A 21,447-nucleotide genomic window follows, 5' to 3' on the forward strand; every position below is an offset into this window, starting at 1 on the left:
CTGAAATCTTTGGGTGTGTCACCCATAGTGCTTTCCCCTTTGGTGGTTGGAGTGGGACTTTGTGGTCTTCTCTCCAACTTTTGGGGTTCACTTCAGTAGAAGAGGGCTCCATCCGCAACTACTGGCAAATAGAAGGTGGATCCGGACCCCAGATGCCTGATGTCGATATTGCCGCCGCCAAGTGTTGGCGGGATCGAGTTCCGGCTCTCATCGGTCAGATCGCCTTCGCTGGTGGTGGCGACGCCCATCATGCCCATGAACGGCCGGAGCGGGAACGTTAGCTCCAAGTCTCCCGAGCGCATGATACCGCGGTCATTTTCAGCGCGAGTGAATACCGAGACGTTCTCATCGGAGCCGATTGGAGGCATGACCTCGTCCTCAGAGATGCCGTCCGGGGCTCCTCCCTCCGGGGTCTTGCGCAATGCGCCCTTGCCGTGGCGGCTGGAGACGACTCCGTAAGGAACGCGCAGCGACGTTTCGAGAGTTTCGATCTTCAGCACATCCCCGGGTTCGGCGCCTTCCACATAGACCGGACCAGTGACGATGTGCGGACCGTCCTTGTCGAAGTCGCGCTCGGTGCGGTCGTAGTTCGCGGCGATGTCTCGGGCGTCGTCGAGCACCTCAGAAGGGTCCACACCATGCTCACCAAACCAGGCATCTGGGTCTCGCCCTTGGTCCTCCATGATTCCTTCGTGGCTGACGGTGTCCACAGTGACGGTCTCGCCCGAGCGCATTCGCAGCACCGGTGTGCTGTCCGTGGAGGGCACATATCCCCACAGCACCTTGTCCGGCTCCGACGCGAGGTAGTGGTCCGCCTGTATCGTCCCGACGCCTGATTGCAAGATCTGGCCTGCAGAGGCCGCTCGTGTGGGCGTTGACGCAGTTGCTGCCGCGTTGTGTCCGTTGTGCCCGCAACCGACCAATCCTGATCCGGCACCTGCGGCGCCCAGGGCTGCGGCCATTTGAAGGACGCGGCGTCGCCCGAATCGCCTAGCCAGAAGGTTTGCAGTGTCTTCGCCGGAGAGGTTGATCGATGATTTTCCCATGGAAAGAAACGCTATTGTGGATCGATTTCCCAGCAGTGTCTCGAAAGTTCCCGGGCCGTATAGATTTCCACAGCGAACGCTCACTTCGCCTCTGCACTGGTGACTCTGAGCCTTCCTGACATGACGAAAGACCCGGCCCCATCACTCGGTGTTCCGAGATCAAGGGCCAGGCCTCCAGCAGTCCGGCAGGCGAACTACGAGCTGCCGTCGATCGTCATCAGCGACATCCGCCGGTCGGGTTGAGCACACCATCGACCAGGCGAGCATCCGGGTTGAGGATGGCTGCCTTCTCCAGTTCCGCGATGGACTTGTAGCCGGTGCCGTCACCGAGCCGGCGGCCTTCCGGGCGCTCGTAGAGCGAATCGCCACCGTAGATCGCGTGGTCGATGCGACGCAGTCCGGAGATCTCACGGGCCTCGGCGAGGACGCGCCACTTGTCGGAGGCGTCCTGACCATCGAACTTCGCGACGGATGCGTAGAACGCCTCTGGGTGCAAGATCGCGACCAGTGCCGAGACGTGACCGAAGCCGAGAGAGGTCACCAGACCGGCCTTCAGCGGCAGGGTGTCGCCGAAGTTCAGCGGAGTCCGGGACCAGACCAGACGGCCGTGCTTGGACAGCACCGGGTCGACACAGTCCAGGGAGCGGTTCGCCGGGATGAGGCCGGAGCGCAGCACCTGAGTCAGACCGATCATCTGGAAGGCAGCAGCGCCACCCTTAGCGTGTCCGGTCAGGGACTTCTGGGAGACGATGAACAGCGGGTTGCGCTCATCGCGGCCGATGGAATCGGCCAGACGCTCGTGGAGCTCGGACTCGTTCGGGTCGTTGGCGTTGGTGGAGGTGTCGTGCTTGGAGATCACCGCCACCTCGTCTGCGCTGACGCCGTGCTTGTTGAGAGCACGAGCCAGTGCCGACTTTTCACCACCACGAGCGGCACCAAGTGCGCCCAGTCCCGGGGCCGGGATCGAGGTGTGTGCGCCGTCCGCGAAGGACGAGGCGTACGCCACGACACCGAGGACCGGAAGTCCCATGTCCCGAGCAACGGAACCGCGGGCCAGCAGGACCGTGCCGCCACCCTGCGACTCGACGAAGCCACCGCGACGGCGGTCGTTCGGACGCGAGAAGAACCTGCGGTCGATGCCCTTTCCGTCCATCGTTGCCGAGTCCGCAGTGGCGCTCATGTCGCCGAAGCCGGTAATGCCCTCAGTGGACAGGTCATCGAAGCCGCCGGCGACGACGAAGTCAGACTTGCCCAGGATGAGCTTGTCCAGGCCTTCCTCGACGGAGACCGCCGCAGTCGCACACGCGGCGACCGGGTGGATCATCTGGCCGTAGCCACCAACGTAGGACTGCATAACGTGCGCTGCGATGACGTTCGGCAGGGCCTCCTGCAGCACATCGCTGGCGCGCGGCTGGCCGAGGATTCCGTCGATGTACAGGCTGCGCAGCGACTCCATGGCGCCGATACCGGTGCCCTGCGTCGAGGACACCAGGCCCGGGTGGACGTTCTCCAGCAGCTCCGCCGGGGAGAATCCGGAAGAGAGGAAGGCGTCCACGGTGCAGACGATGTTCCACAGGGAAACGCGATCGAGATTCTCGACCATCTCCGCCGGGATGCCGTAGACCGTCGGGTCGAAGCCCTCAGGGATCTGGCCACCGACATAGCGGGACATCGCCATGCGGCGCGGTACCTGCACGTTGGTGCCGGACTTGCGGGTGACGATCCACTCGGCGTTGTCCTCGTCGTAACGCGCGGTGGTGTTCTCCGGGTCGGAGGAGACGAAGGTCTCCGCCTCGGAGCGGTCACGCACCGGGAAGGACAGGTCGCGGTCGAGGTAGACGGTGGTCAGCTCGGTCATGGTGTTGTCGACCAGGTCGCCGTCGTTGCCGTAACGGCGAACGCCCACGCGGGCGACAACCTCGTCGCGGAAACGCTCAGCGATGTCTTCCTCGTCGAGCTCGTTGCCCTCAGCGTCGAGCCAGCCCTCGTCCCAGGTGACCAGGCCCATGTTCCAGGCCAACTCGACGATGCCGGCGGCAGACAGGTCGCCGACCTCAGCCTCGAAGCGGGTACGAGAGGAACCGTAGGGTCCCAGCTCGCCGGCGCCAACGATGACGATCATGTCCTCAGGGGCCACGTCGACGGTGCTGAAATCCGGTGCCGTGGAGGTCAACGGCTTCAGTGCATTCGGCAGTGCGCGCAGGGCGCGGGTGGCCTCTGCCTCATCCTCAGAGTCTGCGGCGGCAGCCTCAGCGGCCTCTGCAGCTTCTGCGGCCAAAGCGGACATGTTCAGGTCCACGTCACCGAGACCACCGGTCAAGTCCACGACCACCGGGTCAGACGCAGCGATCAGGCGGGTACGTGCGGAGGTCTGACGGAGCAGCTGAGCAGCCATCTCGTCGGTGGACCAGGTCTGCACGCCCTTGCCCTCGACGATGTCGACCAGCGGGTCGTTGCCGCCCATCAGGCCCGTGCCACGGACCCAACCGATGAGGGCGTGGACCAGCGAAACGTTGCCATTCCAGGCATCCTCAACGTGCCAGCGGGACACCAACGCGTCAAGGGCAGCCTTCGACTCACCGTAGGCACCGTCGCCACCGAAGCGGCCACGGTTCGGGGAGCCTGGCAGCACCACGTGGAGGCGGCGGCCGATGTTTGTGTCTGCGTTGATCGCAGAGAGTCCGGCGACCAGGCGCTCAACGCTCCACAGCAACAGACGCATCTGCATCTCGGCAGCGGAGCCTGCATCGGCCAGGGTTCCCATGACGCGCGGCGCGGCGAACGGGAACAGCAAGGTCGGCTTCATGGCCGGCTTGAGCTCCACAGTGTCTGCACCAACGGTGGTGGTCCAAGCGTTACCGACCCAGTCGATAACGGCGTCCAGGTCCTGGTAGGAGGTCAGGTTCGCGGGGACGACCCACAGGGCTGCGCCCTCGGAGGCGTTGTCGCGGAAGAGCTCCTTGTAGAACGACAGACGATCATTCGACAGTGACGAGGTCGTTGCCACGACGGTCGCGCCACCGGCCAGCAGGCCTGCGGTCACGGCGGCTGCGATGGATCCCGGGGAACCTCCGGTGACGACGGCGACATCGCCGGCGTACTTGGTGGACTCACCGGACTTATCTGCGGCAGCAGCCTCGTCAGCCAGGGCACGGTAGGCCGCAGCCAGGCCGGTGTGGCCTGCCTTCTCGGCGCGCTCGGCCCACCAGGTGGCCTGACCGATAGCGGCACCGGTCACGCGCTTCGGAGCAGCGCCACCGGTCCACATGCGAGCAAGGTCCTCGCGCTCAGTGGCCCAACGGTCATCGATGAGGACCGTGCGGTTCGCATCGAAGGACGGGGTAACCAGGCGGGTCCAATCAGAGCCGAGCTCGGCGGTAACCAGGTCGACGATCTGGTCGTCGGCGTCGTCGGCAAGCAGGTCCACCGAGTCGGTGACCTGGTGCCCCAGCTGCTCCAAGATGTTGCGAGCGACAGTTGCCAGGACACCGGACTCACCGGTGACCTGCTCTGCGAACTCGCCGAGTGCTGCGGAGTCGACGACTCCACCGGCGGCTCCGCCGGCAGAGGGCATGGCCACGGTGATGCCGCGCTTGGAGCCGACGGACTGGACGGCGGCGTCGATAAGCGAATCAAGCTCTGCGCTTGACGACGGCACCGTCGTGGTCAGGTGGCCCAAGTCTCCGCCACGCAGCGACGCGCCTTCGCGCGAGCCCATGACAACCTCTGCGGTGACAGCGGCAACCCAGCCTTCGCCGAGCTCCCACGTCTTGGAGACTCGATCAGAGATCGCCGAGGCACGCGCACCGGCGGGACCGGTGATGCGGCGGATGCCGTCGGTCAATGCCTCGCCCAGGACCGGGCCCCACGGGGACCAGGAACGGACCATGCCGGAGACCTTGTCCTTCAACGAGGGCAGGTCGGCGTCGGCGGCACCGTCAATGGCGCCCAGTCCGAACTCCGTGCCCAGATCCAGCAGAAGCTGGTTCCGGCGGGAGGAGACACCGTCAACGAGGGTCTCGATGGAATCGGCGGCACCCATCTGGTCCGGGCGGACCTTGGTCCACAGAGCGATAAGCAGCTCAGTGGCGTCACCCGGGGTGATGGTCAGATCAGCAGGGCGCTCAGCACCTGCTGCGGCGACCGGAGCAGCCGGGGCTGCCTCGACCGGGCGGGACATCGGCTGTGCCGGGACGGAGGTCTCCTCCGGGGACTCGGTGAGGACCTCGTCCTCGTCAGCCTCCGGGCGGATCTCGTCGCGAGCGAAGACAGCGTCGGCGTCGCGCTCAACGTTGAGGACGGTGATGTCCAGGTCAGAAAAGCGCTCCAGACCTGCGGTGCGTGCGGCGAGGTTGGCGATCGTCGGTGCGGTAGCCACGCCGACCTCCACGATGCGGGTGACGTTGAGGTCACCGAGGACCAGGTCCTGGGTCTCGATCCAACGCACTGGGGAGCAGAACTGCCATGCGAGCAGTTCCATCAGCAGGGTGCGAGCGAGCTTGCCCGGCTTCTTGAGCTGCTTGTCGAAGTTGTTGAGAACCTTCGTGATAATCGGGGAATCGACAACCTCGTTGATCTGCTCCACGAACTCGCGGGTCAGCGCGAACTGAGTCGCGGTGAGGTTCGGGATGTAGCGGCCGACGAGGGCCTCCGGGTCGACCTCAGCCGGCAGAAGGCGGTCGAGGTGGTCGCGGAAGGCGTTGACGCCGTCGCGCAGGACTGCCGAGTGGAACGGCACGTCGATGCCGGGAATCCGGACCAAGCCCTTCTTACCGGCAACATCTGCCAGAGCCTGCAGGCCCGCGACAGTTCCGGCAACGGCGTACTGCTTGCCTGCCAGGTTGAGGTTAACGACCTCGAGGAATTCACCGGACTTCTCAGCGACACCGTTGACGAAGTCGACAACGTCTTCTTCAGCGACACCAATCTTGTCCGGGCGCAGTGCGGACAGGCCGTAGTTGGAGCGGCCGTTCTCATCGCGCGGCACCAGGGAGTGCATGGTCAGGCCGCGGTAGTACACGACCTCCAGGACCTCGTCCTGGCCGACGACACCGGCAAATGCTGCCAGTGCGTTGTACTCACCGACTGAGTGACCGGCGAAGTATGCCTCTTCGTCTAGAACGCCAGCCTCGCGCATCTGCGCGGTCTGAGCCATACCCAGGGTTGCCATGGCGACCTGGGTGAACTGGGTCAGGTTGAGGACACCTTCGGGGTGGTAGTAGCGCTGACCACGAACGTAGACCTCGGTCGGGTTGTCACGAACGATCGCGAGGACCGAAAAGCCCAGCGCGCTGCGGGTGTAGGCGTCCGCGGAGTCCCAGACCTTGCGAGCTGCGGCGGACTCGGTGCGAGCAGCCATGCCCATGCCCTGGGCCTGGATGCCCTGGCCCGGGAAGGCGTAGAAGGTCTGCGGTGCAGCGATGATGGCAGTGGCGGTGAGCACCAGGTCGCCGTCGACGGTGGCGGTGACCTCGCGGGCCTCGCCGTTGCCCGGGCGCGAATCCAGTCCGCGGCGCTCGACGGTGAAAGTCACGGTCTGGCCCGGCAGGACCGGCGCCAGCATCGTGGCGGTGAACTCGGTGATCTCCTCACCACAGGCGGCAGCGTGCTCAGCGGCGGCGGACAGCCACATGCCGTGGACGATAACGCCCTCCGGCAGTCCTGCCAGTGCTGCAGCGCGGTCGTCGACGTGGATCGGGTTGCGATCGCCGGAGACGGTCGCGAACGCCAGCATGTCCTTCGGTGCGTCAACGGTGACGGTAGCGCGGTGCGAGCGCGGGGTCTCGGTGACGGTCGGGAACGGGGTGGTGTTGGTCTTGGCAGTGTGTGCGCCGTTGCGGCCACGGATGGCAAAGCGCTCCGAGAGCGTTGCGACGTCCCGATCCACACCGTTGAGCTCACCTGAGACCTCAGCACGCACCACCACGAGGCGACCCATTTCGGTGTCGGCGACCTCATCGCAGTGAGCGGTGACGGTGAGAACCTCGCCGTCGGCGGGCAGGTCGCCCAGGAGCTTCACGTGGTGCTCCAGGTGGACCAGAGAGAGCATGCCCTCGACCACATCGATGCCGTCCTCGGTGGTCGCTGCGGCGACAGAGGCGAAGATGGCGGGCCAGGCGTAACCGACCAGCACGTCCGGTGCGGTGGCGCCGTTGGCACCGGTGACGGTGTCGTAGTCAGCGGTGTCCGCGGTGGACCAGGTGCTGGTCCAGGTGGCGATGCCGTCGGTGATCTCTGGCAGCTGCCCACCGGCAGCGATACGGGTGAGCTCACGCATTGCTCGAACGACGTCCTGGGAGGAGATCACAGCGGAGCGGCCGATCGACGCCGGGGCGCTGATGACAAGTTCCAGGCTGGCCGGCTCACCGACGCGTGCCAGCGGCACGGTCAGCAGAGCGGTCTTGGAGGAGTCGCGAGTTAGGGTCGCGCCGGTGTCCGGGTGGGTGGCGGAGCCGTCGGACTGCACGTCCCACTCCTCCAGTGCGCCGAGGCGATGCACCGGGTTGATGGTCTGGCGACCGGCCCAGGAGACGACGGGCTCTGCGAGCACGGCGGCGACCGGGTCTGCGTCGACCTCAGTGGCGGACTCACCGGAGGCGGTCAGCGCCTCGACGGTGGCGTCCTCGAAACGTCCGAGGATCTCGGCGACGGGCTCGTCGACCTTTGTGATGCCGGCGACCGCAGCGGTGCCGGGGATGATGCAGACGCCGTCGGCGTCGTAACGCTCATCGTGTGCCTGCCACAAGGAATCCGAGCGCCACCAGCGGCGAACCTCACCGTCGATGACGGGCACGAAGTTGACCGGCTTGCCGGGGATGCGGCAGGCGCGGAGGAAGAATCCGACGTCAGCCGGGTGCATGCGCACGTCGAGGTCATAGGCCTCGCGCACGGCATCCGCAGAGACCGGGGTGACCGGGCCTGCTGGACGCACGGAGGAGAATTCACCGGAGTCGGTATATGCGAGGCGGGACTCGAAACGGTCCAGCAGCGCGCCGAAGCGAGAAGCCCAGGAGGGATCGACCCACTCGCCGGTCGGTGCGGCAAGCTCGACGTAGCGGTCGATGATCTCCGCGTAGGTCATGGTCTCGATGTCACCGAAGTACGGCTTGGCGGTGCGGTTGATGGCCTCGATGATCTCATCGCGACGCTGTGCGACAGCCTCGTCATCACCGGCAACCTCATCGAGGAGGCGGCCGGCAACTGCGGCGGCATTGTCGATCTCATGGATGTCAGCACCGAGCTGGGAACGGCCCGAGGCCATGCCCTGGTTGGCGCCACCGGCGGCGACCCACTCCGGGGTACCAGCGGTGTCGACCAGCAACTGCTTCACTCCGCTGGATGCGGTGGACTCTTTGGCGGCCATCGCGGCGGTGCCGATGATGACGGCGTCGACCGGCATGGCCGGGAGGTTGTGGTTCTCAGCCCACGTACCGGTGAGGTAGTCCGCTGCCTGCTCGGACTCACCGATGCCGCCGCCGACTGCCAGGACGGCATTGTCGCGCTCGCGGATCTCGCCGTAGGTAGCAATCAGCAGGTCATCGAGCTCTTCCCAGGAGTGGTGTCCGCCGGCGCGGCCGCCCTCGACCTGGATGATGACGGTCGCGTCAGTGGAGTCAGCAATTTCCAGTACCTGGCGGATCTGCTTGACGGTGCCCGGTTTGAAGGACACGTGCGGGATGCCGGTGGCTTCAAGTTCCTTGATGATGGCAACAGCCTCATCGGTCTCCGGGACGCCGGCGGAAATGGTCACGCCGTCGATCGGGGTACCGGCGGCGACGGTGCGCTGCACCAGTCGGCGGTTACCCATGTGCATGCCCCACAGGTACGGGTCCAGGAACATGGTGTTGAACTGCGCGGATGCGCCGTCATCCAGCAGGTCCTTTAGGCGGGTCACGTTCTCCTGGAAGATCTCCGGTGTGACCTGTCCACCACCGGCGAGCTCGGCCCAGAAGCCAGCGTTCGCAGCGGCGGCGACGATGGCCGGGTCGACCGTGGTCGGGGTCATGCCACCGAGCAAGATCGGGGAACGGCCGGTAGCGCGGGTGAAGGAGGTCTCCACGCGGGCGCGACCGTCCTTCATCACGAGCTTCGGAGCGAACTCCGACCACGGGGTCGGCTTGACCGGGGCGCTGCCCGGCTCGAAGAGCTCAGCTTGGCCCTGGTCGACTGCTGCGGTGACGACGACACCGTCAGTGCCCTCCAGCAGCTCACGGGTCAGCGGGGCAACGCCCTCGCCGGGGCCCATCTCGATGATCCAGTCAGCGTCGAGGGAACCGATCTCGGCGGGCCAGTCGATCTGGTCCTGCAGCACGTGCTGTGCCAGCGGGCGGACGAAGTCCTCGTCCAGGCCAGCGGCGGTCGCCAGCTCGACGGACTCTTCAACAGCGGAAGCCATCACCGGGTGGTGGAAGCCGGAGCCGACCTTCAGCCACGAGGTACGCGGAGCGAACGGCTTTCCACCGCGCTCCTTGTTGTGCAGAGTCTCAGCGTCGGCCTCTGCGGCCTTGTCCAGGTTCTCGCGGGTGGCCTCAAGGTCGGCGGGGGTGCCGACGATGACGACGCGCTCGCGGCCATTGACCAGTCCGATGACTGCATCACCGGCCAGGTGCGGGGACACCGCTGCTGCGTCAGCACCATTGACAGCCAGCATCGGGGTGCGGCCGGCATTGTCAGCAATGAGTCCGTGGACGCGCCCGTGGCGTGCCACGGTGACACCGAGGATGCGGGCGAGGGTGAGGATCTCACCAACGCGCTCCGGGTTCTTGGCAACTGCCGCACCAAGTACGCCCTGCGAGTGGCCAATGGCGTCAGTGGCGCGGGAGGCGTCGATGCCTTGTGCGTCAAGCAGGTCGATCATGCCGATCTGAGCTGCGACGATGCCCGGGGCGGAGACAGCCGGAGCTTCCAGGTCCGGCAGGCCCGGAACCGGGATGAACTCGGGGGTTCCGGCGTCCTCGGTGAGGTCAGCGGTCGGATCCGCGACGGGGTTCGCGGCAGCGGCCTGAACACCTGCGGCCTCAGAAGCCCAACGGATCGGCTCGAAGCCGTCCGGGAGCTGTCCGGCCAGACGGTCAGCGACCGGCTCCAGACGACGGTCAGACTCACGCAGTGCATCACGGAGGCGTCCATCGACTCCGGCGGTCAGACACGTGGTCAGGGTCTGCAGCCACGGGTAGCCCTGTCCGGAGAAGACGAAGGCGAACGTCTCGCCCCCGGCTAACCGCTGTGCCAGCGTCGGTTCGATTCCGCGCTCATTGCCTTCGTTCCTCGAGGCCGAGCGGAAGACGGACAGCGCATCGGCTGCGGTACGCGAAGAGGGGGTGACGGTCACGCGGTGACTCCTTAGATCGGATGTAGCGACTGGGGCGACTCGCTTTGGTACGTATGTGCGCCTGCGAAAACACGCAGACATGGCGAAGCGCCCTAACACTGTTACTTCGGGGACCCAATATGCCACATAAATCGTGAGGGTTCCGTCATGTTTTGGATCACATGGCACCCCAATGGCCCGGAATCGCTACATTTTCATCTACACAACCGAATAACCCGCAGGTCACAGCTCGGCGCCGGAGGTCCCAATGTCGGACCACCTGTGATTAATGTCACCCCACGAAACTTATGCTGTTATCCGGTCTTATCGTGAAGTCATCCCCGGTCAACGCTGTTTCCCCGAACTCCGCGCCATCAGAGCCCCGAGCCGATTACCCCAACAAGTCTCGAACTCGCGCAGCCGTGTCATCCACTTCCCTGCGCAGTTCACCCTCAACCCTCCGAGGAAGCGAACCGTCGGCACGCTCCGCCAGGAGGCGCTCATCATGTTCAGTGGATCCGTCGAAGACCGCGCACGGGTCATCCACCACCACGGTGTCGTCCGGCTCGATCCCACGTTCTTCGAACCAGATGTCGATGTGCTGGGAAATGCTCATGCAAAAAGACTACGCCCGACCGCCCGGCGCGATCGTCCGATTTACCGCAACGGTGCGCCCGGCCCCAGCGGGATACCCGCCAAGTACCAGAGGACGAAGAAAAGGAACCAGCCCAGCATCATCGCGATCGAGTACGGAATGGCCAGCGCCATCAAGGTGCCGACTCCTGCTCCCTTGTAATACTTCTGCAGGAACGTCAGTGCCAGCGCGAAGTATGGCGACATCGGGGTGATGATGTTGGTCGGGGAATCTCCAATTCGATACAGCATCTGGGTGACCTCTGGGCTGATTCCCACATACATAAGCATCGGCACCACGATCGGTGCCATCAGTGCCCACTGCGCCGACCCCGGGGTAATCACCAGATTGATGAGGGCCACCATCAGGACGAACGCGGCAAACAGCACCAAGGGAGGCAGATCTGCCCGGGTGAGCAGCTCCGATCCCCTGATGGCAGTCCACTGCCCGAGGTTGGACCAATCGAAATGGGCGGTGAACTGGGATACCGCGAAGAACAGCACCATCATCGTCGTGAGGGTGCCCAGGCCCTTCTCCATAAACTTCGGCACGTCCGAGGAATTCCGGATCGACCCGTACGAGAGCCCGTAGGCAATTCCGATCGCCGCGAAGATCGCCGCAATGGACACGACAATGTTCTCCAGCAGCGGAGAATTCAAGATCCCGTCGCCCTCGCCACGCATCGGCGAGCCCGGAATGAGCAGGAGCGCAAACCATGCAGCCATGAAAACAAGTGCAGTCAGCCCCGCAATTTTGAGTCCCCGCTTCTCCGCATCCGCCAGCGCGAGTTCACCGGTGTCTGAGTGCGGTTTCCCGTCTTTATCGCCTGGCTCGGCGTCCACTACTCCGTGCTCTCCGGACTTCTGAGGCATGGTGAAGACCGCAGCCTCATGGTTGACCAGCTCATCAGGGATTGTCCTGCGGGTGTACTTCACAACGAATAGCTCGGTCACCGCGGTGATGATCGCTGCGAGCACCACCGAGGACGCCATCGAGAAGAAGTAGTTCGCCAACGGCGAGACCACATAGTCCTCCTCCACGAACTGGGCCGCGTTCGTGGAGATTCCTGCCAACAGCACGTCGGTGATGTTCAGCAGCAGCGAAGCATTAAATCCGGCCGAGGAGGCAGCAAAGGCGACCATGGCTCCTACGATCGGGCTTCGTCCCACCACACGGAAGGCTGCGGCGCCGAGCGGGATGATGATCACGTAGATCGCATCGGATGCCACCGAACCGGTTACACCAGCCAGAGCCAAGACGAACGTCAGCCACACCGGCGACTTCACCTTCGAGACCGCTCCCCTGATCGCCGCGCCGATGAAGCCGGAATACTCCGCAATCGCAACACCAAGCATGCAGACCAGAATTAGTCCGAGCGGGACGAAGCTGACGAAGTTGTCGACAGCATCGGTCACCATCCGCTGCAGGTTCGCGGTGGTGAGCAGACTCTCGACTTCAATTGTCTCGCTTTAGGACGGATCTTCCGCCGACATCCCCGCCAGCGATCCAATCCAGGATGCGACGATCACAATCCCTGCGAATATGACGAACAGCCAGAATGGGTTTGGCAGCGCATTGCCGACTCGCTCCAACGTGGCCAGCATCCCCTTCGGTTTGTCCGGCTTTCCCGACGCGCTACGGCCGGGTCCTTCATCCTTTACTTCAGTGTCTGAACCCATGCCATCTTCCGTTTCTCAGGGATGCCCTGCCGGAACGCAGGAACGGACGGAGGCATCCACCGGTCAGTGTCCGGCGCCGTCGCTGGCGCCGTGCGATCGGCGGAAGCCAATATCTATCGCAGATTCAGAACTGACGAATGGGTATAGCCTGATGCGCACCAGATACGCAGACCAGTAGATTCCCTGAGAAGCGGATACGATTCCCGGATGCGGATCGGACTGTTCACCGACACCTATCACCCAGCGACGAATGGCATCGTCACAGTCGTCGACATCACCCGGAGTCGACTGGAGGACGCCGGACATGAGGTGTAGGTGTTCTGCCCAGGCACCCGGGCGGATCGGCGGGCATGGACTGCGCATAACGACGACCACGTGATCTGGTTACCCGGCCTACCCGCGGGGATCTTTGAGGGAAGTCGCCCAGCTGTTCTCTTCCCTCCTCGGGAATTGCGGGATCCGGCACTGAAGCTGGACGTCATCCACTTTCTCACTCCCACCCAGGTCGGTTTGCTCGGTGTGTATGCGGCTCAGCGGACCGGTGCGGTGTTGGTCGTCCAGCACTGCACCGACCTGAATAGGTACGCGGCGCATTACCCATCGGCGCTGCCTGGTGTCCTCGCTCTCAGTGCGATGCTGCCATTTGTCTTCAAACTCACCGGCACGGATGTACGCACCCTGTTGTCGATGTACCGCCCGCGCCGTCGGATCAGTGTGTGGAACGCGGAGATCGCCTCCGCCACGTTGGCAATGGTCTACAGCCGCTGTGACCGGGTCATCGCATTGTCTCGCAAGAGCGTGCGCCAATTGGGGTCCACCACCGGCCCCTACGGCTTTGACGTGGAGCTGCTTCCTACCGGAGTCGATCCCCTGGCGGAGCCCTCCCTGGCGCAGATCGCTGAATTCCGTCAAACCTGGGGAATCGGTGGGGAGGATGAGGTGATCGGGTACGTCGGGAGGCTTGGAGCTGAGAAGAACCTCGAACTTCTTATCCAGACCTTCGCCCACCTCGCGCCCCAGCGGCCGAGGCTGAAGCTCCTCTTCGTCGGCGACTTCAATCACCGCGACAGACTTGAGGAATTGGCGCAGGACACCGGCCACGGAGACCGGATCATCTTCACCGGGAGGCTGCCGCGGAACACCCTGGGAGTCGCGTACGCCACGCTGGATGTGTTTTTGTTCCCCTCCGTCACGGGCACTCAGGGGCTGGTCCTTCATGAGGCAGCCGCAGCGGGATGTCCGCTCATCATCGTCGACGGAGAACTCAGTGAGGTCCTCACCGAGGGCGAAAATGGATACGTGGTGAGGAATGACAGTTCAGAGATGGCAGAGAAAACTGCCTCGCTTCTCGACGCCCCCATCCTCATCCAGAAATTCTCCCACCACAGCAAAAACCTGGCCGCCCGATTCAGCGAAAAGAATCAGGTGGCCAGGCAGATCGCCCTGTATGAGCGGCTAGCGTCAGTTGGATGACGCCGAAGAGGTGTCCTTGTCGTTCGAGGACTTCTCATCCGGCTCCGGAGAAGTTGCCTCGTCGGCAGCGGACGCTGCCTGCGGTTCACCGGTGAGTTCGTTGCTTCGACCGGCGGTCAGACGCAGTGCGCGAGCCTTCTCGGCTTCCTTCTGACGCTTCTCTTCCTTCTTCTCATACGCACCAGAGTCACGCACCGGAAGCTGGATCTCCCACTCTGCGGGCAGGCCTGCCTGCAGTTGGCGGCCGCGCTCGATCTCACTGTCCAGCACTGCACCGAAGAGCAGGATTGCGTTGATGATGTAGATCCACAGCAGCAGGATGATGACACCGGCCAGGGCACCGTAGGTGGCGTTGTAGTTGCCGAAGTTACGGACGTAGAAGAAGAAGCCCAAGGTCGCGAGCAAAGCAACAACAATTGCCAAGACGGCACCGGTACTGAGCCAACGGAACTTCGGCTGCTTCACGTTCGGAGTGGCGTAGTACAGCAGAGCGATCACCAAAATGACCACGCCACCGAGGATCAGCCACTTGCCGTAACCCCACACGTACTCAGCGGTCGAGCCGAGGCCCAACGCGTCCAGGGCCGCCTGTGCAATCGGGCCGGAGACCACGAAGATGATCAGCGCGATGACACCGAGGAACAGCAGGATGAACGTGAGGATGTACATCTGGATGGTGAACTTGATCGGGTTACGGCCCTCAGGGACCTGGTAGATCAGGTTCATCGACCGACTGAACGCCTTGATGTAACTGGACGCGGTCCACAGTGCAGTCAGCAGACCAAGGAACAGACCAAGGCCTGCCGCCGGCGCGGTCAGCACCGAAGACAGCGCAGGTTCAATGGTCTCGAACATGCTCGGGGAGGCGATCTTTCGGACCTCATCCATGATGGCCTCGACAGAGGACTCATCCTGGCCGAAAAGGCTCAGCATTGAGACCAGCGCGATCATCGCGGGGAACATGGCAAACAGGGAACGGTACGTCAGGCTCGATGCCAGGTCAGTGCACCCACGGTCGGTGTACTGACGGACGGTACCGGCGAGAATAAACTTCCACGACGGCCCGGTGATCTGCCGCAGGTTCTTCGGCTTCCGGCTGTCGTTGGGGTCCGCGGCATCCGCGAGCCCCTCCATGCGCTGGGATTCTCTTGACGGCATCGCGCGGTCCTCTCACTTCTGAGGGCCAGCCAGTTGGCTGACCCGGCGAGCAGCTGCTCAATCTGTCACGGCAATTCTTACTTCAGCCTAAACGACCCCTCAGCATAATGCCCTTTCCACTCACAGGATGTGTGGTGTTGGCTGGGGACGTCGGGAAGCGTTTATTCAAAAACCTTGGTATCTACTTCCTCAATCCTCGAAGTACGACCAGCGCTGAGCCGCAGCGCGCGGGCCTTTTCCGCCTGGATATCGCGCTTCTTCTCTTCCTCCTGATAAGCCGCCTTCGCACGAACGGGCAGCTGGATGTCCCATTCCGCGGCCAGCCCCGCCTGCAGTTCGCGGGCGCGTTCAATCTCACTATCAATGACGGCACCGAACAGCAGGATTGAATTGGCGATGTAGAGCCACACCAGGAAGATAATGACGCCAGCTAAGGATCCATAAGTCGCGTCATAGTCGCTGAAGTTACGCACGTAGATCGAGAAAATCAGCGTGGCGACGATGGTGATCACAATTGCGATGAATGAGCCGGTGGTCATCCAGCGAAACTTCGGCTGCTGAACGTTCGGAGTCAGCCAATACAACACCGCGGTCACGAGGACGATCACACCTGCCAACACGAACCATTTGAGGTACATCCACACATCCGCGGCCGATTCGCCAAGTCCAAAGTGACTGAACAACACATCAACCCACGGCCCCGACAGCACGATCGACAGCATTCCCAACGCCCCAAGCAACAGCAAGAACGCGGTCAATGCGTACATCTGGATGGTGAGCCTGATGCCTTTGCGGCCCTCCGGGACCCCGTAGATCCGATTCATCGCTTCACTGAACGCGGTGACCCACTTTGACGCGGACCATAGCGCCGCCGCTAAGCCCACCACGAGGCCAAAACCTGCTGCCGGCGCCGACAGCACCCCGCGCAGGATGGGTTCCACAATGTCCCAGGTGTCCTCCGAGGCAAGGCGCTGCAGATCATCCAAGAACAGATCCACCGACCGTTCGTCCTGCCCCACCAGGCTCAGCATCGACACCAACGCGACCATGCTGGGGAAGATAGCGAACAGCGCGGTATAGGTCAGGCTGCCAGCTAGGTGCGAGCATTCCTTCGCCTTGTACTGCGGGTAAGACGAACGGATGATGAATGCCCACGATGCTCGAGTGATCTTCTGCAGGTGCGCCGGCTTCCTCGCATCATTCGGCGCTGCCGCGTCAGCGAGTTCCTCAAGGCGTTCCCGGTCCGGCGATGGCATTGGTAGACCTCCCAGGTGTGGCTGTTGGATTCAGGATACGTAAAGAAAGTTTTGCCTAACGACGTTTACCTACCCACCAATTCCCCCCCACCCACGGGGCAAAGACACAAAACGCGGCACCTGGATAACTCCAGATGCCGCGTTGCTATGTGGTGCGCCCGGGGAGACTTGAACTCCCACGTCCTAAGACACTGGAACCTAAATCCAGCGCGTCTGCCAATTCCGCCACGGGCGCAAACAAACGGATCCCGAGACCGGGGTCCATTTACCAGGACTCAGTATAGGGGGTTAGGCTGGCGGCGTGACACCCAGTACCGGAAAGTCAGATTCGTCCCAGCAGACAACCGAGCAAAAGCACCCGATCAGCACACGCGTGCGGGTGGTTCAGCTCGTGTTCCTGACCATCGCAGTCGGCATCACGATGGGCATGGCCTACTGGCAATTTAGCCGGTGGGACTCCACGAACTCCTGGCAAAATCTCGGTTACGCCTTCCAGTGGCCTGCCTTCGGCATTTTCTTCATCTGGGCGTACCGCAAGTACATGGAGTACGAAAAGGAACGCGCCGCCGGCACCATCGACGCCGCCTACATCGTCCCCGAAGGCACGATGACTGAGATCCCGGACGACTTCCTCCCCGAGTCCAAGGCTGCGACCGCGGAAGTACCCACCGCAGTCGATGAACGACGCTCGTCCCGCCGTGGACCTAGCGCCGATACTTCTGGCCAGTCCGGAGCAACCGGAATCACCGGGAACTCCGCGCCGGATTCATCCGACCACTAGGCAGCACTCTCCATAACAGCCCGAGTATGTCGGGCCGCGAATTTTCAGGAGTTCATACCCGTGACCCACCCATCCTCCGACACCCCGGACGCAAGCGCAGGAAACCCTCCTACCGCTGACGGCCCTCCGCTGGACTCGCAGTCCGCTGCTCTCGGATCAATTCCGTCGGGAACGCCGACCGGTCCGTCGTCGATCAGCATCGTCCGCCGCCGCAGGGTGAAGTTGGCACTGATGTTCTTCTCGCTCACCGCGTACCTCACGGGTGTGCTGCTGCTGTCCCTGCTCGGTGCGATGATCGCCGTGTACGGATTCATGGGATTCAGCTTCGCCGACGGCCAGCAGAAGCCTTTCTGGTTCGCCCCGATCGCTATCTCCCACGGGTACGCCTACCTGGCGTTCATCATCTCGATCGTGAACCTCGGTGTGAAGGCCCGTTGGACTCCATCGAAGTGGATCATCACCGCTCTCGGTGGTGTCGTGCCGTTCCTGTCCTTCTACGTTGAGGCGAAGCGCCGCAAGGAAGTGGAAGTGCAGTTCGGAGTCAAGGAACTCTAGCCGCCCCGCTGCCCTACTACGGCAACTCAAGGCGACAGCCGACGACGCCCGAGCGAACCTGGATTGCGATGGTTCCCTCGGGCTTTGTCATGTGTGACGAGGTATCCTTGCCACTTTTCGACATGACGACCCCCCTTCCAACAGTTATCGATGCTGTTGGCAGGAGGGTCAGGGAAATCAGTTGCCGTCGGTTTCGACCAAGCGCTGAATCGTCGGGATCAGCTGACGCAGCGCGCGGCCGCGGTGGCTGAGCTCGTCCTTGTCCTCCGGATCGAGCTGTGCGGCGCTGCGGGGCTCCGGGAACTTGTCAGTGTCCCGGCCGGCCTTGACTCGCTGGTCTTCCTCGTGCGGAATGAACAGCGGGTCGTATCCGAATCCGTGCTCACCACGGAGTTCATCGGAAACGCGACCGCGCCATTCACCGCGGAAGGTGTAGATGCTGTCGCCGTGCCCGTCGTCAGTCGCGATGCCGTCGCCGGCGCTCTCCCCACCCGGGTTAACCAGGACCACGGCGGATACGAAGGCCGCGCCTCGGCGACCCGCAGGAATGTCGCGGAGCTGCTTGAGCAGGAGGTTGTTGTTCGCGGAGTCATCACCGTGGCCCCCGGACCAGCGTGCGGACAGGACGCCGGGCATTCCATTCATCTCATCGACCGAAAGGCCGGAGTCATCGGCGAAGCACGGCAATCCGGTCGCCAGAGCCCCGTCGAGGGCCTTAATCAGGGCGTTGTCCTCGAAGTTACGGCCGTCTTCCGGACGCTCGGGAAATTCCTCCACGTCATTCAGGCTCAGAAGTTCGATTCCTTCGATCTCTGCAGATTCCAGGACTCGCCGAAGCTCGATGAGCTTCTTGTCATTCCGCGTGGCCACCAGCAGTTTCATCGGAGTTCCTTCCATAATCTTTTCGTCTCGGTTGACCCGGCGCCTGAGGCCCCGGACCGAACGTCGTTAGTCAATGGTAACGAGAACAGGGCCTACTTTGCGTGAGGCAGGTCACCCGGGTACGGGGCGCGGAGAGCTTCCTGCTGCGCAGTAACGAGCTCCTTCAAGCCCTTTTCTGCCACATCGAGCATGGCGTTGAGCTGATCGCGGGAGAAGGTGTCCTGCTCACCGGTGCCCTGAACCTCAACGAGGCCGCCCTGTGCATTCATGACGACATTGAGGTCAACGTCTGCGCGGGAGTCTTCTTCGTAGGGCAGGTCCAGGCGGACTTCGCCGTCGATGATTCCGACAGAGACAGCTGCGACCGGGGACTGCAGCGGGTCGCCCGGAACGGCGCCGGCGGCCTTGAGGTAGGTCAGTGCGTCGGCAAGCGCGACGTAAGCCCCGGTGATCGCCGCGGTGCGAGTGCCACCGTCGGCCTGCAAGACATCGCAGTCGATGTTTATGGTGTTCTCACCGAGGGCCCGCAGATCCACGGCGGCACGCAGTGCGCGGCCGACGAGGCGGGAGATCTCCTGGGTACGACCCTTGACCTTGCCCTTGGTGGCCTCACGCTGCATGCGCTCGTGAGTCGACGCCGGGAGCATGGAGTACTCGGCAGTCAGCCAGCCCTCGCCGGAGTCCTTTTTGAAGCGCGGAACACGCTGTTCCACCGAGGCGGTGCACATCACACGGGTGTTGCCGAAGGTGACCAGCACCGAACCGGCCGGGTTACTGGTGAAGCCACGGGTGATGGTGACGGGGCGCATTTCATCGAAGGCGCGACCGTCCTTGCGCACGCTCGTACCGGATTTGTCGTTCACATCAGTCATGCGTCAAACGGTACATGGCGTGAGCGCCGTCTCAAGGCGGTACCGCAGGACCAGCTGAGGTACCCCTCTGTGCTAAAGCAGACTAGGGCAGATCGATGACCATGCCACGCTCGGCAACGATGATCTCTCCGTCGTAATGCCGCGATGCTGCTTCCACTGCGCCCTCAGGATCCCCATAAGGAGGGATGTGAGTGAGCACCAATGTAGTGACACCTGCCCGGCTTGCAGCCTCGCCCGCTTCGGCGCCGGACATGTGCATCTGCGGCGGAATCGTCGGGTCGTCGCTGTCCTTCGCGCACCACGTCGCCTCACAGATGAGGACATCCGCGCCACGGGCCATCTCGATGACCTCATCGGTCTTGGCAGTGTCACCGGTGTAGGCGAGAGAGCGGCCACCGACGTCGAGTCGGAAACCGTACGCCTCGATCGGATGCACCATCGGGAAGGGCGTAACGGTCACTCCAGCGACATCGAATGATTCGTGCGAAACCAGACTCCGCAGTTCCAAAGAGTCAGAGAGGTCATCAATGCCCTCCCCGATCTCTGCAGAGGCGTGTCCCACTCGCAGCGCGGTGTCTGCCGGGCCCCACAGCACGTTGCGGCTCTGAGCGGCACCGGTCGGGTGATAGCGACGCCAGATCATCAGGGCGGGGATGTCGAGGCAGTGGTCTGCATGCAAGTGAGTAAGCAGCAGGTCCACGGTCGACGGATTCGTGTACTTCTGCAGTTCGCCGAAAGTACCGGGACCCAGGTCCATGACGAACTGACCCGTGGGGCCGTCCACCAGATAGCCCGACGCCGGACAGTCAGGACCGCTCACGCTCCCTGAGCATCCGAGAACTGTGATCTTCATGCCTAACACTTTGCCACGCTCAGGCTTGGTTTACCTTGATCTGGGTCTATGGAAACCAAAATCACTCTCCGAAACCAGCAGTGACTTCGGTCACTGAGGGCCCTAAGAAACGGGTGGCCAGCCGGGTAAACGGCGCCGGATCGCCCGTCGATTCAAAGAGACGGGTCGGAGGAGTGGGGGGTGTGTCGGTGTCGATGGGGACGTCGTTAAGCAGGTCTTTTTCATACAGCACCCGCAGCACGTCATTAGCCGTCTCCTCTGCGGAGGACACCAGCGTGACTGACTCCCCCATTGCCAGCTGAATGACTCCGGAGAGCAGTGGGTAGTGCGTGCAGCCCAGCACCAAGGTGTCCACGCCCGCATCCTGCAATGGCGCCAAATAGCCCTCGGCCAAGCCAAGGATCTGCCGTCCAGAGGTGATTCCTCGTTCAACGAAGTCCACAAACCTCGGGCAATCCGCAGCGACAACCTCAACTCCGGGAACCGCCTCGAAGAGGTCCTGATACGCGCGGGAGCGGATCGTCGCGGAGGTGCCGATAACTCCAATCTTCCCATTGCGAGTGGTAGCCACAGCCCGACGCACCGCCGGCAAAATCACCTCAACCACAGGAACGGGATACCGCTCACGAGCATCGCGCAGGAACGCGGCAGAAGCGGTATTGCAGGCAATGACGATCATCTTGCACCCACGCTCAACCAGCTCATCGCCAATCGCCGTGGAAAACGTCCGCACGTCCGCGAGCTTGCGAGGCCCATACGGGCCGTTCTCGGTGTCACCAACGTAGAGCAGCGATTCGTGCGGCAGCTTCTCCGCGATCGCCCTGGCAACCGTTAGCCCGCCGACACCGGAATCGAAGATGCCGATCGGCGCGGTCCGGTCCGGGGTGCCGGCTGTGGTTGCGCCGTGCTCGCCCGTCTCCGTGTGCAGAATATCCATGCCCAAAGACT

12 protein-coding genes, 1 tRNA gene and 1 pseudogene are annotated in these 21,447 nt (G+C 63.2%); 3 read left to right on the forward strand and 11 right to left on the reverse strand.

The features are described from left to right. Window positions 1-92 precede the first annotated feature (92 nt). The 4 genes and pseudogenes from YWU_RS14840 to YWU_RS14845 all read right to left on the reverse strand — a co-directional run bounded on the left by YWU_RS14840 (window position 93) and on the right by YWU_RS14845 (window position 12,594). Window positions 93-1,046, reverse strand: coding sequence for an acetamidase/formamidase family protein (locus tag YWU_RS14840; RefSeq protein ID WP_034646937.1), 954 nt, complete (start codon window positions 1,044-1,046; stop codon window positions 93-95). Window positions 1,047-1,263: 217 nt separating this feature from the next. Beyond that, entirely contained in the window at window positions 1,264-10,290 is a 9,027-nt protein-coding gene (locus tag YWU_RS0103030) for a type I polyketide synthase (RefSeq protein WP_051260000.1), read from the reverse strand. 457 nt (window positions 10,291-10,747) lie between these two features. Next, on the reverse strand, window positions 10,748-10,972 hold the full coding sequence (locus tag YWU_RS0103035) for a hypothetical protein (protein WP_027019310.1): 225 nt from the start codon (window positions 10,970-10,972) through the stop codon (window positions 10,748-10,750). 41 nt (window positions 10,973-11,013) lie between these two features. Further along, a pseudogene (locus YWU_RS14845) lies at window positions 11,014-12,594 on the reverse strand (AbgT family transporter). Window positions 12,595-12,984: 390 nt separating this feature from the next. On the opposite strand from YWU_RS14845, the gene YWU_RS0103050 reads away from it, so the two are divergent. Continuing rightward, complete coding sequence (locus tag YWU_RS0103050) at window positions 12,985-14,142, forward strand: glycosyltransferase (protein WP_205618282.1); 1,158 nt, start codon at window positions 12,985-12,987, stop codon at window positions 14,140-14,142. On the opposite strand, the gene YWU_RS14850 is transcribed toward YWU_RS0103050, so the two are convergent. The 3 genes from YWU_RS14850 to YWU_RS0103065 form a co-directional block, all read right to left on the reverse strand. Then, window positions 14,131-15,300, reverse strand: coding sequence for a YihY/virulence factor BrkB family protein (locus YWU_RS14850; RefSeq protein WP_084141658.1), 1,170 nt, complete (start codon window positions 15,298-15,300; stop codon window positions 14,131-14,133). The genes YWU_RS0103050 and YWU_RS14850 overlap by 12 nt on opposite strands. Before the next feature lie 161 nt (window positions 15,301-15,461). After that, a complete protein-coding gene (locus tag YWU_RS14855; RefSeq protein ID WP_051259962.1) occupies window positions 15,462-16,556 on the reverse strand; it encodes a YihY/virulence factor BrkB family protein in 1,095 nt (364 codons plus the stop codon). 150 nt (window positions 16,557-16,706) lie between these two features. Then, window positions 16,707-16,791, reverse strand: a tRNA-Leu gene (locus tag YWU_RS0103065). A gap of 66 nt (window positions 16,792-16,857) precedes the next feature. Between YWU_RS0103065 and YWU_RS14860 the strand changes: the two genes are divergently transcribed. Then, window positions 16,858-17,337, forward strand: coding sequence for a hypothetical protein (locus tag YWU_RS14860; RefSeq protein ID WP_205618283.1), 480 nt, complete (start codon window positions 16,858-16,860; stop codon window positions 17,335-17,337). Window positions 17,338-17,496: 159 nt separating this feature from the next. Then, a complete protein-coding gene (locus tag YWU_RS0103075) occupies window positions 17,497-17,892 on the forward strand; it encodes a DUF3817 domain-containing protein (RefSeq protein WP_420805288.1) in 396 nt (131 codons plus the stop codon). Window positions 17,893-18,069: 177 nt separating this feature from the next. On the opposite strand, the gene YWU_RS0103080 is transcribed toward YWU_RS0103075, so the two are convergent. From YWU_RS0103080 to murI, 4 genes are all read right to left on the reverse strand, one after another. Then, window positions 18,070-18,774 carry a non-canonical purine NTP pyrophosphatase gene (locus YWU_RS0103080; protein WP_034646906.1) on the reverse strand — a complete coding sequence of 235 codons (705 nt, stop codon included), beginning with the start codon at window positions 18,772-18,774 and terminating at the stop codon, window positions 18,070-18,072. A 92-nt stretch (window positions 18,775-18,866) separates the two neighbouring features. Continuing rightward, window positions 18,867-19,646, reverse strand: coding sequence for a ribonuclease PH (gene rph / locus YWU_RS0103085; RefSeq protein WP_034646908.1), 780 nt, complete (start codon window positions 19,644-19,646; stop codon window positions 18,867-18,869). 82 nt (window positions 19,647-19,728) lie between these two features. Next, window positions 19,729-20,499, reverse strand: coding sequence for an MBL fold metallo-hydrolase (locus YWU_RS0103090; protein WP_027019315.1), 771 nt, complete (start codon window positions 20,497-20,499; stop codon window positions 19,729-19,731). 61 nt (window positions 20,500-20,560) lie between these two features. Beyond that, the gene (gene murI, locus YWU_RS0103095; protein ID WP_034646910.1) at window positions 20,561-21,436 is read right to left on the reverse strand and encodes a glutamate racemase; all 876 of its coding nucleotides are present in this window, start codon (window positions 21,434-21,436) and stop codon (window positions 20,561-20,563) included. Window positions 21,437-21,447: the final 11 nt, after the last annotated feature.

Source organism: Corynebacterium sputi DSM 45148 (genome assembly GCF_000427865.1).
GTDB lineage: Bacteria > Actinomycetota > Actinomycetes > Mycobacteriales > Mycobacteriaceae > Corynebacterium > Corynebacterium sputi.